Below are 15788 nucleotides of genomic sequence, written 5' to 3'. Positions count from 1 at the left end.
AAATCGGAAACCGTCTGAGCAGGACTCGCAGCCACACAGACGGCATGGAATGACAACATCGGGACGGGGAGCGTCTGAACCGGGAACCGCGCGCAGCGTCGGGGAAACCGGACAGAGGGATCTCAAAGACAATATCAGGATGGAGAGTGTATGAGCAGTTATCGGATCGCAGTATTGCCGGGTGACGGCATTGGCCCTGAAGTGATGGCCGAGGCCATCAAGGTGCTGGAGAAGGTGCAGGCCAGGTTCGGCCTCGCCTTCGAGTATGATCGCCATGACGTGGGCGGTATCGCCATCGACAACCACGGTACCCCGCTGCCGCAAAGTACCATCGCGGGTTGTGAAACGGCCGATGCCGTGCTGTTCGGCTCGGTAGGCGGCCCGAAATGGGAACATCTGCCCCCCAACGATCAGCCGGAACGTGGCGCCCTGCTGCCCCTGCGCGCCCACTTCAAGCTGTTCTGCAACCTGCGCCCGGCCCGTATCTACACCGGTCTGGAGCAGTTCTCCCCGCTGCGCGCCGATATCTCCGATCGCGGTTTTGACATCGCCTGTGTGCGTGAGCTGACCGGCGGCATCTACTTCGGCCAGCCCAAGGGGCGCGAGGGAGAAGGGGCGAACGAGAAGGCGTTCGACACCGAGGTGTACCATCGCTTCGAGATTGAGCGCATCGCCAAGATTGCGTTCGAATCGGCTCGCGTGCGCCGTGGCAAGGTCACCTCCATCGACAAGGCCAACGTGCTCGCCTCTTCCATTCTGTGGCGCGAGGTGGTGACGCAAGTCGCCAAGTCCTATCCGGACGTAACCCTCAACCATATGTATATCGACAACGCCACCATGCAGCTCATCAAGGATCCGTCCCAGTTCGATGTGCTGCTCTGCTCCAACCTGTTCGGTGACATCCTCTCCGACGAGTGCGCCATGATCACCGGTTCCATGGGGCTGCTCCCCTCCGCCAGCCTCAACGAATCGGGTTTCGGCCTGTTCGAACCGGCCGGTGGTTCGGCCCCGGATATCGCCAGCAAGGGTATTGCGAATCCCATTGCCCAGATCCTCTCCGCCGCCCTGATGCTGCGCTACAGCTTAGGGATGGAGGCTGCCGCCCAGGCCATTGAGCAGGCCGTGGCCCAGACCCTGGCCGAGGGTTACTTCACCGCCGACCTGCATCAGGCCAGCGCCCGCCATCCGGTGCAGAGCACGTCCGAGATGGGTAGCCAGATCGCCGCCCGGATCTGAGCCGCATAACAGATAACAAGGAAGAGAGAAGCAATGGCCAAGACCCTCTATCAAAAAGTATTCGACGCCCACGTGGTACGGGAAGTGGAAGGGGAAACGCCCCTCATCTACATCGACCGCCATCTGGTACATGAAGTGACCAGCCCGCAGGCATTCGACGGCCTGCGCGCCATGAACCGCCAGCTGCGCCGCCCGGATCTGACCTGGGCCACTATGGATCACAACGTCTCCACCACCACCAAGGACATCGCGGCCTCCGGCGAGATGGCCCGCATCCAGATGGAGACTCTGGCCGACAACTGCAAAGAGTTCGGGGTTCGCCTCTACGATCTCAACCACCAATATCAGGGGATCGTCCATGTGATGGGCCCCGAGCTCGGCATCACCTTGCCCGGCACAACCATCGTCTGCGGCGACTCCCACACCGCCACTCATGGCGCCTTCGGCTCGCTGGCGTTCGGCATCGGCACTTCCGAAGTGGAACATGTGATGGCGACCCAGACCCTGAAACAGGGCCGAGCCAAGACCATGCGCATTTCGGTCAACGGCAAGCTGGCCGAGGGCATCAGTGCCAAGGACGTTGTGCTGGCCATTATCGGCAAGGTCGGCCATGCCGGTGGTACCGGCTATGTGGTGGAGTTCGCTGGCGAGGCCATTGCGGGCCTCTCCATGGAAGGGCGGATGACGGTGTGCAACATGGCCATCGAGCTGGGTGCCAAGGCGGGGATGATTGCCCCCGACCAGACCACCATCGACTACATCCGTGGCAAGGAGTTCGCCCCCAAAGGCGAGGCGCTTGAGCGGGCCATCGCCTACTGGCAGAGCCTCAAGAGCGATGAAGGCGCCCACTTCGATGCCGAAGTGGTGCTGGACGCTGCCGATATCGCCCCGCAGGTCACCTGGGGTACCAACCCGGGCCAGGTGATTGCCGTCAATGAGCCGATTCCGGCACCGGAATCCTTCAGCGATCTGATGGAGCAGCAGTCCGCCCGCAAGGCTCTCGCCTACATGGACTTGCAACCGGGCCAGAAGCTCTCCGATGTCGCCATCGACAAGGTATTCATCGGCTCATGCACCAACAGCCGCATCGAGGATCTGCGTGCCGCCGCCGCCATCGCCCGCGGTCGAAAGGTCGCCGCTGGCGTGCAGGCGCTGGTGGTGCCTGGCTCAGAGCAGGTGAAGGCGCAGGCCGAAGCCGAGGGTCTGGACAAGATCTTCATCGAGGCCGGTTTTGAGTGGCGCCTGCCCGGCTGCTCCATGTGTCTGGCGATGAACAACGACCGGCTGCAACCGGGGGAGCGCTGCGCCTCCACCAGCAACCGCAACTTCGAAGGGCGTCAGGGCCGCGCCGGCCGCACCCATCTGGTGAGCCCGGCCATGGCCGCCGCTGCCGCCGTCACCGGCCGCTTCGCCGACATTCGCGCACTGTAAGAGGACATTTCGATGACAGGATTCAAACAGCACAAAGGGATCGTCGTCCCCCTCGACAGCGCCAACGTCGACACCGACGCCATCATTCCCAAGCAGTTTTTGCAGAAGGTCAACCGCATCGGTTTCGGCAAGCATCTGTTCCATGACTGGCGCTTTCTGGACGATGCCGGCCAGCAGCCCAACCCCGAGTTTGTACTGAACCAGCCGCAATTCGCCGGTGCCAGCATTCTGCTGGCCCGCGAGAACTTCGGCTGCGGGTCGAGCCGCGAGCACGCCCCCTGGGCGCTGGCCGACTACGGCTTCAAGACCATCATAGCCCCGAGCTTTGCCGACATTTTCTACGGCAACGCCATCAACAATGGCATGGTGCCGGTGCGCCTAAAGGAGGAGGAGGTTGACGCCCTGTTCCAGCTGGTCGCCGCCAAGCCGGGCATCGAGATCGAGGTGGATCTGGAAGCCAATCAGGTGCGCGCAGGTAGCCTCTGCTTCGGTTTCGAGATCGATGAATTCCGCCGTTACTGTCTGCTCAACGGCTTGGATGCCATCGGTCTGACCCTGCAGCACGAGGCCGCCATCAGCGCCTTTGAGGCGAAGCAGCCGAGCTGGATTTAACGCGCCAGTTGCAAAAAAACGAGTAGAATCAACAGGGAGCTTCGGCTCCCTGTTTTACTGTCCGCGAAGCTTCCCACTTTGGGCCACCGGAACTGGCCCGTGCCACAGGAAAGGATGATGAAGAGACCGATGGCAATCCCTCTGCTCTGTGCCCTGCTGCTTGCCCTGCCTGCGGGGGCCAGCCAAACCAGCTTCAACAACAGCCTCGGCCAGATCAGCGTCGGCTGGCAGGATAGCGAAGGCAAACCCCAACAGCTCACCTACCGGCTCGAACAGGGCAAGTTGCCGCCCCTTATCGCCTATCGTCCGGCGAGAATGCAGGAGGAGGTGTTGCAGGTGTTGCTGCGGGAGGTGCGCCAGAACTACCCCGAGGTGCAGTTCACCCTCGCTCGCCCCTCGCTGGAGCTGCATCTGAAAAGCCGCAATCAGGACAAGGCGCGCGAGGCGATGGCCTTTCTGCAGTCCAAGCGGAGCAAAGAGGAGCAGGCGTGGCTGACCAAACACTACTTCCAGTACTTCAACACCCCGGACGGACAGCTGGCGGTGAAGCAGGACCATGTGCGCATCGCGCTGGAGAGTCGCAGCGGGCTGGCTCCGCTGGCGGATCAACTCAAGCAGCAGGGCAGCACCGAAACGGAAGCGCGCCAGAAAACCGTGGCCCATATGCTCACCTTTATCCAGAGCATCCCCTATCAGCAGCTCGATAGCCTGAATGGAAGACAGGGCAAGGGCTTTCTCCCGCCCCGTCAGGTGCTGGAGCAGAACCGGGGGGACTGCGACAGCAAGGTAACCCTGATGGCCGCCATGCTGGCTCAGCTCTTTCCGGAGCTGAAACAGGCCATGGTGTTCGTCCCCGGCCATGCCCTGCTGGCCGTTGACCTGCCCGCCAAGCCGGGGGATGTGACCCTCAACTGGCAGGGGCAGAACTACCTGCTGCTCGAACCTACCGGTCCCGCCACCTTGCCTGCGGGCCAAATAGCATCGACCAGCAAAACGCTGGTCGATAGCAAGCAGTTGAGTGTGCAGCCGGTTCAGGAGAAAGGTTAATCCCCTCCTTCTGCCGATGGGGATAGCGGATTAACCCTGAGGCAGAAACTCTACCGCCAGCAGCAACCCGCGCTCCTCCTCCAGCACCCGGATAATACGGGCATGGGCTTCAAAGGGAGGCAACAGGTTGTTGTTGGTGGCAAGACTGATCCGGATGGGCTGATTGATGTCGAGCTGGTGTTCAGAGACCGCAATCCCCATGCCGTTGGCACTGAGATCCCGGCAGATCCCCTCCAGCACCAGCTGCTGCTGATAGACGGTGACCGGAGCATTGATGACCATGCGCGCAAAGGCACGCCTTTCCTTGGTATTGGTAAGCACGCGAACATCCTCTGTTGGGTGGGCGTCATCTCATGGGTATTGCACAATTGTGCTGGTCTACCCAAAAGAACGTTAATACAATGCGGTTCGTTTCTCAAACGGGGTGCGGTTTACCGCTGAGATTATACCCGTGTACCTGATCCAGATAATGCTGGCGGAGGAATTTGAGGCATGGCGCTCATTTTTTGCGCCCTCACCCGCTGGCACCTCGTTATGAACAAGTAATAGGGAGTGCCACCCATGAAGACCCTGCTGCTGGTCACCACCGGCCTGCTGTCGGCCAATGCGTTCGCCGCCGACACCCTCACCGTCTACACCTACAGCTCCTTCACTGCCGAGTGGGGTCCGGGGCCCAAGATCAAACAGGCCTTCGAGAAAGAGTGCGATTGCACCCTCAATCTGGTTCCCCTCGAAGATGGGGTCGCCATCCTCAACAGGCTGCGGCTGGAGGGCAACCACAGCAAGGCCGATCTGGTGCTGGGGCTTGACGATGCCCTCATCAGCGAAGCCAAACAGAGCGGCCTGTTTGCCCCCCATCCCGCCAAGCTGGATGGCATCAAGGTGCCGGGTGGCTGGCAGGATGACACCTTCGTCCCCTACGACTACGGCTACTTCGCCTTCGTCTATGACAAAGACAAACTCAAGCAGCCGCCCAAGAGCCTGGAAGAGCTGGTGGAGCGCCCCGACCTCAAGGTGATCTATCAGGATCCCCGCACCTCCACCCCGGGGCAGGGGTTGATGCTGTGGATGAAGTCTGTCTACGGCGACAAGGCGCCTGCCGCCTGGGCCAAGCTTGCCAGAAAGACGGTCACCGTCACCAAGGGGTGGTCAGAGGCCTATGGCATGTTCCTCGATGGTGAAGCGGACATGGTGCTCTCCTACACCACCTCTCCGGCCTATCACCTGATTGCCGAGAGCAAGCCCCAGTATCAGGCTGCCGCCTTCGAAGAGGGTCACTACCGTCAGGTAGAAGTGGCCGCCAAGCTGAAGAGCGCCAAACAGGAGAAGCTGGCTGACCAGTTCCTGCAATTTATGGTGAGCCCCGCCTTCCAGAACGAGATCCCGACCGGCAACTGGATGTATCCCGTTATCGACACTCCGCTGCCCAAGGGCTTCGAGCAGATGATCACCGTAGCCAAGCCGCTCGCCTTCAGCAGCGATGAGGTGGCCGCCAATCGCAAAGGGTGGATCCGCGAGTGGCTGCAAGCCGTCACCCAGTGAGCCGTTATCTGAAACCACAGGCTCGTCCCCTCTGGTGGCTGCCGGGCAGTGCAGCCACCCTGTTGATCCTGCTGTTATCCCTCGGGCCGCTCGCGGCCCTGCTGTGGCAGGCCGGTTCGCTGGCACCCCGCACCCTGCTCGCAGATCCTTATCTGCGTCATGTGCTGGGCTTCAGTCTGGGGCAGGCACTGCTCTCCACCCTGCTCAGTCTCGGGCTCGCCATTCCGGTGGCCCGCGCGCTGGCACGGCGCCGTTTTATTGGCCGAACCCTGCTGATCAAGCTGTTCGGTCTCTCGCTGGTACTGCCGGTCATCATCGCCATCTTCGGCATAGTAGCGGTACACGGTAAGCAAGGGTGGCTACCGCAACTGTTGCGCTCACTGGGGCTGGATCCCGGCAATTATCTCTACGGCCTGTTCGGTATCCTGCTGGCCCACGTCTTCTTCAATATGCCGCTGGCGGCACGCCTGATGCTGCAGAGCATAGAGAGCATCCCCGAATCGAGCTGGCGCCTTGCCAGCCAGCTCGGCATGCGCTCATCCCACATCTTCCGGCTGCTGGAGTGGCCGCTTATTCGCGGCATATTGCCGGGGCTGGCCAGCCTCATCTTCATGCTCTGCTTCACCAGCTTCACTACCGTACTGGCGCTGGGGGGCGGGCCGAAATCGACCACCCTGGAGGTGGCCGTCTATCAGGCGCTGCGCTTTGACTTCGATCTCGCCACCGCGGGCGGATTGGCGCTGGTGCAGCTCATCCTGACCGCCGCCCTGCTCGCCCTGCAGCACAAGCTGCAGAGCACCCCGGCCAGCAGGGTGACTCCCCGTCGCCCCTGTCTGCGGCCGGATCGCCATCAGCCGGGAGCGGCCGTGGTGGATCTCCTCTCGCTCTGTATCGGGCTCACCATCTTTCTGCCACCACTGCTGGCTATCGTGGTGGCCGGCCTTCACCCCGGCCTGCTGATGGCGCTCACTTCCAGCAAGCTGTGGCAGGCGAGCGGCCAGTCGCTGCTGATTGCGCTGGCGGCAGGCACACTGGCGACCCTGCTCGGCAGCGGCCTGCTGCTCACCAGCCGTCACCTCAAGGTGCGCACCCGCCAGCGACGGGCTGCCGCCCTGTGGGAGGCCAGCGGTTCGATGATCCTGATGATCCCGGCGGTGGTGCTCTCCACCGGTCTCTTCATCCTGTTTATGCCTTTTGCCGACGTGTTCGCCCTCGGCCCCTGGCTGGTGGTGCTGGTCAACGCCCTGATGGCGCTACCCTACGTGCTGCGCACCCTCTCCGCCCCCATGCAGCTGGTGGTGCGCCAATACGACCGGCTGGCGGATAGCCTGGGGGTACGCGGCCTGCATCGCCTGCGACTGGTGGAGTGGCCGCTGCTGCGCCGCCCGCTGGCACTGGCGATGGCGCTGTCGATGATCCTCTCGCTGGGGGATCTTGGCGCCATCGCCATGTTTGGCAGTCAGGAGCTTACCACCCTGCCCTGGCTGCTCTATCAACAGCTCGGCAGCTATCGGCTGACCGAAGCAGCCGCCACCGCCCTGCTGCTGCTGACACTCTGTTTCTCCCTGTTCTGGCTGGTGGAACGGGGGCTTGGAGGAAAACATGCTGAACATTGATACGCTTGCGACCAGCTACCCGGACTGGCGCGTCAGCTTCAGCGCGACCTTGCCCAAGGGGGAGATCACCGCGCTGATCGGCCCAAGCGGCGCGGGCAAGTCGACCCTGCTCGGGATGATCGCCGGCTTCGTGCCGGTGGAATCAGGCCGCCTCAGTTTCGATGGTGAAGACCTGCTGCCACTGGGCCCCGCCGAGCGACCGGTCACCACCCTGTTTCAGGATCACAACCTGTTCCTCCACCTGTCGGTGTTCGACAATATCGCCATCGGCTTGCACCCGGGCCTGCGCCTGAGTGCCGCCCAGCGTGCACAGGTAAACGAGGCGGCCGGGCGGGTTGGTCTTGGCGAGATGCTAAGCCGCCTGCCTGAACAGCTCTCCGGCGGCCAACAGCAGCGGGTCGGGCTGGCCCGCGCGCTGGTGCGAGGCAAGCCGCTGCTGCTGCTGGATGAACCCTTCTCGGCCCTCGATCCCGCCCTGCGCCGGGAGATGCTGGCCGAAGTGGCACGCCTCGCCTGCGAGCAGGGCATTACCGTACTGATGGTCTCCCACAATCCGGAAGATGCCCAGCTGATTGCCGATCAGGTGCTGTTTGTCGACGAGGGGCGCATCGCCCTGCAAGGCAAGCCGGATATTCTGCAAAATAGCGACCACCCGGGGCTGCTGCGCTACCTTGGCCAATAGCCCTTGGGAGTAAAGACTGCGCCATGATCAAAAAAGGAGGCCGATTGGCCTCCCTTTGTATCTGGAAATATTCAGTTTAATCAGAGGTTTTCCTCGGCGAACGAAGCCAGTCGGCTGCGCACCACGCCATTGAGGAAGATGTTGGCACTGCCGTCGAAATCCTTGAAACGCTCGACGATGTAGGTGAGCCCCGAAGTCACCGGGCTCAGGTAGTTGGAGTCGATCTGGGCCAGGTTACCGGAGCAGACGATCTTGGTGCCCTCGCCGCAGCGGGTGATGATGGTCTTGATCTGGGATGCGGTCAGGTTCTGGCACTCATCCAGCAGCACGAAGGTGTTCTGGATGCTGCGCCCGCGCATAAAGTTGACCGATTTGAACTGGATGTTGGCCTTCTCCATGATGTAGCTGAGCGAGCCGCTCATGTTCTCGTCCTGCTTGTGCAGCACCTCCAGGGTGTCAGTCACCGCCGCCAGCCAGGGCATCATCTTCTCCTCCTCTGTGCCGGGCAGGAAGCCGATGCTTTCGGCAATTTCCGGGGTATTCCGGGTGACGATCACCTTCTCGTAAATGCCCTTCTCAATCACCAACTCCAGCGCAGCAGCCATGGCCAGCAAGGTTTTGCCGCAACCCGCCGGGCCGGTCAGGATCACCAGATCGATGTGCGGATCGAGCAGTGCATCCAGCGCCATCCCCTGATAGACATTCTTGGGATGGACACCCCACGCCTTGCGAGACATCAGTCGCTCGCGGCCCAGATCCTTGATGCGGATCTTGCTGCCATCGTGGCTGAGCACCCGGGCGGCGAAGAAATTCTCTTCATCCACCAGATACTGGTTTACATGAACCCCTTCCAGCAGATTGGCATCGATCACATGGATGGTGTCGCGGCCATGGGTCTCGCTCTCGCACTCGCCAACCCGCTCCCAGAAGCTGCCGGGCACCACCTGAAAGCCTTTGGCCAGCAGGCGGATATCATCGATCAGCTGGTCACTACGGTAATCTTCAACGTGAGCAAGCCCGGCCCCCTTGGCCTTGAGGCGCATGTTGATGTCTTTGGTGACCAGCACCACCTGACGCTTCAACTCATGCTTTTGCAGATAGAGGGCCGCGTTGATGATGCGGTTGTCGGCCTCCTTGTCGGTAAACACCTCGGCATCCTGCGGCAGATGGTGATCGCTGAAGATGCAGATATTGCCGCTCGCTTCGCCAGCCAGCGGAACACCTTGGGTGATCTGATCCGGGGTTGCATCGCGGAACACATCTTCCAGCGCACGAATGGCCACCCGCGCGTCGCGGCTGACATCCTTGTTGCGATCCTTGATGTTATCGAGCTCTTCCAGCACCGTCATGGGGATGAGCACGTCGTGCTCTTTGAAGGAGTAGATAGCGAGGGGTTCGTGAAGCAGAACGTTGGTATCCAGGATAAACAGCTTTCGGTCCGTATTGTCCATAAGCATCCTCCTTGGCACTGAAGGGCCACGTGTGTGAATCTCAGATGTCATTGAAACCACACGGCCGTGACAGTTTTATTACCCTCAACGCTACGCCCGATTTTACTATCGCGCAACAAATCACTTGGCCGCCTGATTTGATTGCGTATAAAAACAGCAACAAAAAGACCGGCACTGTGGCCGGTCTTTTCTCTATCGTTCAACTACTTGGGCATGTTTGTCAGCCGCACTTGGAGTCGCCACAGTTGAGGCAGGTCATGCAACCATCCTTCAGCACCAGCGCCTTGGTGTGGCACTTGTAGCAGAGCGCCGCATTGGCCGGGAAACCACTGCCCGCCTGTTGCTCTTCGGCCTCCTGAGCGGCTTTCAACTCGGCCTGCTTCTCGGCCAGAAATGCCTGCTGATGCTCGTCCAACCCCGGCGCCTTGAGCATGCCTATCTCGGTGAGATGGCTCTCGATCACGTTGCCAATTTCGGCGATCAGCGACGGCACATACTTGCCCTTGTTCCAGTAGCCGCCCTTGGGATCGAATACGGAACGCAGCTCCTCCACCAGGAAGGTGACATCCCCCCCCTTGCGGAATACCGCCGAGATAATGCGGGTCAGCGCCACGATCCACTGATAGTGCTCCAGGCTCTTGGAGTTGATGAAAATCTCGAACGGACGGCGAGTTTCGTGAACCGTGCCCTCGTTGAGAATGATGTCGTTGATGGTGATGAACAGCGAGTGCTCGGAGACATGCTCCGGCGTCTTCAACTTGTAGGTGGTGCCCATCAGCCGCTCCGGGCGCAGCACGGTTTCGTGCATATGCACTACGTCATCCTGCACAGAGAGATCTTCTTGCGGTTCATCCTTGGTACGCACCTTGTAGGCGACGATTTTCTTGTCGATCTTCTTGACCATAATATCGTTCTCAGAATTTACCGTAATAGCCTTCTTTCAAGGCGTCGTAGAGGTTGGCGGCCGTATGCAGCTCGCCATCGTATTCGATCTCTTCGTTCCCCTTGACGGAGATGACGGAGCCATCCTCCAGGGTGAAATCGTACAGGGTGTTCTCCAGATCCTTCTCCTTCACCAGCACGCCCTGGAAGGCCTCCGGGTTGAAACGGAAGGTAGTGCAGCCCTTGAGACCAGAGTCCGAGGCATACATGTAGATGTCCTTGAACTGCTCGAACGGGAAATCGGTCGGCACGTTGGCAGTCTTGGAGATGGAGGAGTCGATCCAGCGCTGGGCCGCCGCCTGAATGTCCACGTGCTGGGCCGGGGTGATGTCATCAGCAGTAATGAAGTAGTCCGGCAGACGGCTCGCCTCATCATCGGCATAGGGCATGGCGGCCGGATTCACCAGCTCGCGATAGGCCAGCAGCTCGAAGGAGTAGACATCCACGCTCTCCTTGCTCTTCTTGCCCGGCTTGATGACGTTGCGGCTGTAGTGGTGGGCAAAGCTCGGCTCGATGCCGTTGCTGGCGTTGTTGGCCAGAGACAGCGAGATGGTGCCGGTCGGCGCGATACTACTGTGATGGGTGAAACGCCCACCCACTTCGGCCAGCTCGGCGACCAGCGCAGGATCCACTTCGGCAACCTGCTGCATGTAGCGGCTGTAGCGCGCATGCAGCACCTTGCCCTTCACCTTGTCGCCCACCTTGATGCCATCAGCCGCCATTTCCGGGCGCAGACGCAGCATCTTGCCGGTCACTTCGAACTCCTGCTCCATGATGGGGGCTGGGCCCTTCTCCTTGGCAAGACGCAGGGACTCCTGCCAGCCGGTCATCGCCAGCTCCTGGGATACCTGCTCGGTAAAGGCTACGGATGCCGCAGAGCCGTACTTGATCTGCAGCATGGTGAGGGTCGAACCAAGACCCAGGAAACCCATGCCATGTCGGCGCTTGGCTGTGATCTCCTCGCGCTGTTTGGCCAGTGGCAGTTGGTTGATCTCCACCACGTTGTCGAGCATGCGAGTAAAGATGGCCACCACCTTGCGAAACGCCTGCCAATCGAATGCCGCGTTTTCAGTAAAAGGGTCGCGCACAAACTTGGTCAGATTGACCGAGCCCAGCAGACAGGCACCGTAGGGCGGCAACGGCTGCTCACCACAGGGGTTGGTCGCGCGGATCTCTTCACAGAACCAGTTGTTGTTCATCTGGTTGACCTTGTCGATCAGGATGAAGCCGGGCTCTGCATAGTCATAGGTGGAGGTCATGATGACATTCCACAGCTTGCGGGCTGGCAGGGTCTTGTAGACCTTGCAAGCGACCTGCCCCAACTCGTTGAATACAACCCCTTCCTTGTTGGGCCAGTCGGCCCATAGCACCTGAGCGGGATCGTCCAGCGCAATGCCATCCTGCTCCACCTCTTTAGCGGTGTAGGGGAAGATCAGCGACCAGGGGGCATCCTCTTTCACCGCCTTGACGAAATCTTCGGTGATGAGCAGGGAGAGGTTGAACTGACGCAGGCGGCCATCTTCACGCTTGGCCTGAATAAACTCGATCACATCGGGATGGCGGATATCCATGGTGCCCATCTGGGCGCCGCGACGGCCACCGGCTGACGAGACGGTGAAACACATCTTGTCGTAGATATCCATGAACGAGAGCGGGCCTGAGGTGTAAGCACCGGCACCGGAGACAAAAGCACCGCGTGGGCGCAAGGTCGAGAAGTCATATCCGATGCCGCAACCGGCTTTCAGGGTCAGACCGGCCTCGTGCACCTTGCCGAGGATATCGTCCATCGAATCTTCGATGGTGCCGGAAACAGTACAGTTGATGGTTGAAGTGGCAGGCTTGTGCTCAAACGCCCCAGCATTAGAGGTGATGCGGCCAGCCGGAATGGCCCCATTGCGCAGTGCCCACAGGAACGGCTCATACCAGGCCTCCGGTTCCAGCTCCTGCTCTGCCAACGCACGGGCTACCCGCTGGTAAGTCTCATCGATAGAGCTGTCGATGGGAGTGCCATACTTGCTCTTGAGGCGATACTTGCTATCCCAGATCTCGAGGGACGTTTCCTGCATGGGGATAAGGCGGGAGCCAAGCTCACTCTCCAGCACCGGGTTCGATTTAGCCATTTTCAATCAACCTTATGTGAATGCATCAACATCATGACAACAGCAGAAAACACAACTAATGGTGCCATCTAAAATTAATGGCACAACATATAGTACACCTGATGCCATGAGGGCGCCGATTCTAACCTAAAAAAATGCCCCGGCCAGCAGATTTCTGGGCCAGGGCACTTAACTGATTAATTTGCTGAGAGATTTAACACTCAGAGATAGATCAGGGCTTCTTGACGTAAACGGTCGGTGTTTCACCCGCCATATTCAGATAGAACTCGTAGACGCCATCGGCATCCGGTGAGAACTTCATGTCCTCATACTTGGAACAGGGGTTGACCGGCACAGCCTCACCACCCAGTACGGCAACACCATCACTCGGGCTCTTGTAGCCAAAGTTGGTACCGCAGCTCCAGCCTGAATCAGCAAACTTGAACTTGTAGGGGGCCCACTCTTTCTTGAGGGTGCCTTTGGCCATGTAGAGCTTGTCGGCTACCTTGACTACCTTGCTTTCATCAGTCGCCATCCAGTCGTTCATCTCCCCGCGCAGGTAGATGGACTTGCCACCGAAGTCGCTGTTGTCTGCCCCCGCCTGCTCTGCACCACCATTGGATGCGCAACCGCCTAATACCAGGGTTCCCGCCGCCAGCATCATCGTTACTGTTCTCTTGAACATGAGTCTATTCCTTAAATTATTGTGATTCCTTGGTCCATCAATATGGACTGAAGAATTAAACCAGAGGAGACATCACAAGAAAGGTAGAGGCATCACATTCTGTACTTTTTGTATCCAACACATTGAATTGGTGAGCAAATATCGAACAGAAAAAGAGGTCTTTTTGGGGCTTTAGAAGGGTAATCAATGAATGACAAGAAGGGGGAAGTCTAATAATCCGGTGACGTGCTGAATTGCAGGCAATAAAAAACCCCGCTCGATGAGCGGGGTTACTTGTATTCGGTGCCTGGCAGTGTCCTACTCTCGCATGGCGAATGCCACACTACCATCGGCGCTACCGCGTTTCACTTCTGAGTTCGGCATGGGATCAGGTGGTTCCACGGCGCTATGGCCGCCAGGCAAATTCTTCAATCTGAGAAAGCTGATGTAAGTAGTTTCGTATTCGTTACAAGGCTCGAAACACTTCTTGGGTGTTGTATGGTTAAGCCTCACGGGTAATTAGTATGGGTTAGCTCAACACATCACTGCGCTTACACACCCCACCTATCAACGTTGTGGTCTCCAACGGCCCTTTAGGACCCTCAAGGGGTCAGGGATGACTCATCTCAGGGCTCGCTTCCCGCTTAGATGCTTTCAGCGGTTATCGATTCCGAACTTAGCTACCGGGCAGTGCCACTGGCGTGACAACCCGAACACCAGAGGTTCGTTCACTCCGGTCCTCTCGTACTAGGAGCAACTCCCTTCAATCATCCAACGCCCACGGCAGATAGGGACCGAACTGTCTCACGACGTTCTGAACCCAGCTCGCGTACCACTTTAAATGGCGAACAGCCATACCCTTGGGACCGACTTCAGCCCCAGGATGTGATGAGCCGACATCGAGGTGCCAAACACCGCCGTCGATATGAACTCTTGGGCGGTATCAGCCTGTTATCCCCGGAGTACCTTTTATCCGTTGAGCGATGGCCCTTCCATTCAGAACCACCGGATCACTATGACCTACTTTCGTACCTGCTCGACCTGTCCGTCTCGCAGTTAAGCTGGCTTATGCCATTGCACTAACCTCCTGATGTCCGACCAGGATTAGCCAACCTTCGTGCTCCTCCGTTACTCTTTGGGAGGAGACCGCCCCAGTCAAACTACCCACCAGGCACTGTCCGCGAGCCCGATTCAGGGCCCTGCGTTAGAACATCAAACATACAAGGGTGGTATTTCAAGGACGGCTCCAGCGCAACTGGCGTCACGCCTTCAAAGCCTCCCACCTATCCTACACATGTAGGTTCAATGTTCAGTGCCAAGCTGTAGTAAAGGTTCACGGGGTCTTTCCGTCTAGCCGCGGGTACACCGCATCTTCACGGCGAATTCGATTTCACTGAGTCTCGGGTGGAGACAGCATGGCCATGGTTACACCATTCGTGCAGGTCGGAACTTACCCGACAAGGAATTTCGCTACCTTAGGACCGTTATAGTTACGGCCGCCGTTTACCGGGGCTTCGATCAAGAGCTTCGCTTGCGCTAACCCCATCAATTAACCTTCCGGCACCGGGCAGGTGTCACACCCTATACGTCCACTTTCGTGTTTGCAGAGTGCTGTGTTTTTGATAAACAGTCCCAGCCATCTGGTCACTGCGACTCCCGACAGCTCCATCCGCAAGGGACTTCACCATCAAGAGCGAACCTTCTCCCGAAGTTACGGTTCTATTTTGCCTAGTTCCTTCACCCGAGTTCTCTCAAGCGCCTTGGTATTCTCTACCCGACCACCTGTGTCGGTTTGGGGTACGATGACTTGTAATCTGAAGCTTAGAGGCTTTTCCTGGAAGCAGGGCATCAATGGCTTCCACACCGTAGTGTGTTCGTCTCGTGTCTCAGTGTTGTGTCTCCGGATTTGCCTAGAAACACCACCTACGCACTTTCACCAGGACAACCGTCGCCTGGCCCACCTAGCCTTCTCCGTCCCCCCATCGCAATTACAAGTCGTGCAGGAATATTAACCTGCTTCCCATCGATTACGCCTTTCGGCCTCACCTTAGGGGTCGACTCACCCTGCCCCGATTAACGTTGGACAGGAACCCTTGGTCTTCCGGCGAGGAGGCTTTTCACCCCCTTTATCGTTACTTACGTCAGCATTCGCACTTCTGATATCTCCAGCATACCTCTCGATACACCTTCGCAGACTTACAGAACGCTCCCCTACCACTTGCACTAAGTGCAAATCCGCGGCTTCGGTGCCTGGTTTGAGCCCCGTTACATCTTCCGCGCAGGCCGACTCGACTAGTGAGCTATTACGCTTTCTTTAAATGATGGCTGCTTCTAAGCCAACATCCTAGCTGTCTGAGCCTTCCCACATCGTTTCCCACTTAACCAGAACTTTGGGACCTTAGCCGGCGGTCTGGGTTGTTTCCCTCTTCACGACGGACGTTAGCACCCGCCGTGTGTCTCCCGGAT

General features: G+C 59.0%; 12 protein-coding genes, 2 rRNA genes and 1 riboswitch (1 of these 15 only partly in view). Of the genes, 7 read left to right on the top strand and 7 right to left on the bottom strand.

Features of this window, described 5'->3' with window-relative positions:
• The first annotated feature begins 150 nt into the window (after positions 1 to 150).
• The 4 genes from leuB to I6L46_RS20440 all read left to right on the top strand — a co-directional run bounded on the left by leuB (position 151) and on the right by I6L46_RS20440 (position 4326).
• A complete protein-coding gene (gene leuB, locus I6L46_RS20455) occupies positions 151 to 1236 on the top strand; it encodes a 3-isopropylmalate dehydrogenase (RefSeq protein WP_216976944.1) in 1086 nt (361 codons plus the stop codon).
• Positions 1237 to 1269: 33 nt separating this feature from the next.
• Positions 1270 to 2667 (top strand): 3-isopropylmalate dehydratase large subunit, encoded by a 1398-nt coding sequence (leuC, locus tag I6L46_RS20450; RefSeq protein ID WP_216976942.1) that lies wholly within the window; start codon positions 1270 to 1272, stop codon positions 2665 to 2667.
• Positions 2668 to 2679: 12 nt separating this feature from the next.
• Positions 2680 to 3279, top strand: coding sequence for a 3-isopropylmalate dehydratase small subunit (leuD, locus tag I6L46_RS20445; RefSeq protein ID WP_100654506.1), 600 nt, complete (start codon positions 2680 to 2682; stop codon positions 3277 to 3279).
• A 117-nt stretch (positions 3280 to 3396) separates the two neighbouring features.
• Complete coding sequence (locus I6L46_RS20440; RefSeq protein ID WP_216976940.1) at positions 3397 to 4326, top strand: transglutaminase domain-containing protein; 930 nt, start codon at positions 3397 to 3399, stop codon at positions 4324 to 4326.
• A 30-nt stretch (positions 4327 to 4356) separates the two neighbouring features.
• Here the strand turns inward: I6L46_RS20440 and I6L46_RS20435 are convergent, their stop codons facing one another.
• Complete coding sequence (locus I6L46_RS20435) at positions 4357 to 4647, bottom strand: PilZ domain-containing protein (RefSeq protein WP_100646738.1); 291 nt, start codon at positions 4645 to 4647, stop codon at positions 4357 to 4359.
• A gap of 89 nt (positions 4648 to 4736) precedes the next feature.
• A riboswitch (TPP riboswitch) is annotated at positions 4737 to 4827 on the top strand.
• 60 nt (positions 4828 to 4887) lie between these two features.
• On the opposite strand from I6L46_RS20435, the gene thiB reads away from it, so the two are divergent.
• The 3 genes from thiB to thiQ are packed head-to-tail and all read left to right on the top strand — an operon-like array spanning position 4888 to position 8166.
• Positions 4888 to 5868, top strand: coding sequence for a thiamine ABC transporter substrate binding subunit (thiB, locus tag I6L46_RS20430; protein WP_216976937.1), 981 nt, complete (start codon positions 4888 to 4890; stop codon positions 5866 to 5868).
• The gene (gene thiP / locus I6L46_RS20425) at positions 5865 to 7484 is read left to right on the top strand and encodes a thiamine/thiamine pyrophosphate ABC transporter permease (protein WP_216978078.1); all 1620 of its coding nucleotides are present in this window, start codon (positions 5865 to 5867) and stop codon (positions 7482 to 7484) included. Before thiB ends, thiP begins: the two co-directional genes overlap by 4 nt.
• On the top strand, positions 7471 to 8166 hold the full coding sequence (gene thiQ, locus I6L46_RS20420; protein ID WP_216976935.1) for a thiamine ABC transporter ATP-binding protein: 696 nt from the start codon (positions 7471 to 7473) through the stop codon (positions 8164 to 8166). Before thiP ends, thiQ begins: the two co-directional genes overlap by 14 nt.
• An 80-nt stretch (positions 8167 to 8246) precedes the next feature.
• On the opposite strand, the gene I6L46_RS20415 is transcribed toward thiQ, so the two are convergent.
• From I6L46_RS20415 to I6L46_RS20390, 6 genes are all read right to left on the bottom strand, one after another.
• Positions 8247 to 9617: a PhoH family protein gene (locus I6L46_RS20415; RefSeq protein ID WP_005339173.1), complete on the bottom strand. Its 1371-nt coding sequence runs from the start codon at positions 9615 to 9617 to the stop codon at positions 8247 to 8249.
• A 220-nt stretch (positions 9618 to 9837) separates the two neighbouring features.
• Positions 9838 to 10521: an NrdJb gene (locus I6L46_RS20410; RefSeq protein WP_100646741.1), complete on the bottom strand. Its 684-nt coding sequence runs from the start codon at positions 10519 to 10521 to the stop codon at positions 9838 to 9840.
• Positions 10522 to 10531: 10 nt separating this feature from the next.
• Positions 10532 to 12679 (bottom strand): adenosylcobalamin-dependent ribonucleoside-diphosphate reductase, encoded by a 2148-nt coding sequence (locus tag I6L46_RS20405; RefSeq protein ID WP_216976933.1) that lies wholly within the window; start codon positions 12677 to 12679, stop codon positions 10532 to 10534.
• Positions 12680 to 12890: 211 nt separating this feature from the next.
• Positions 12891 to 13343 carry a pullulanase gene (locus I6L46_RS20400; protein ID WP_005349109.1) on the bottom strand — a complete coding sequence of 151 codons (453 nt, stop codon included), beginning with the start codon at positions 13341 to 13343 and terminating at the stop codon, positions 12891 to 12893.
• A gap of 284 nt (positions 13344 to 13627) precedes the next feature.
• A 5S ribosomal RNA gene (gene rrf / locus I6L46_RS20395) occupies positions 13628 to 13742 on the bottom strand.
• 78 nt (positions 13743 to 13820) lie between these two features.
• Positions 13821 to 15788: ribosomal RNA gene (locus I6L46_RS20390) — 23S ribosomal RNA — on the bottom strand (it continues 921 nt past the right edge of the window).

The organism is Aeromonas sp. FDAARGOS 1416 (assembly GCF_019048085.1).
Taxonomy (GTDB): Bacteria; Pseudomonadota; Gammaproteobacteria; order Enterobacterales; family Aeromonadaceae; genus Aeromonas; species Aeromonas veronii.
Note: the sequence above shows the minus strand (reverse complement) of the source record. Positions and strands in the feature narration are given on the sequence as shown.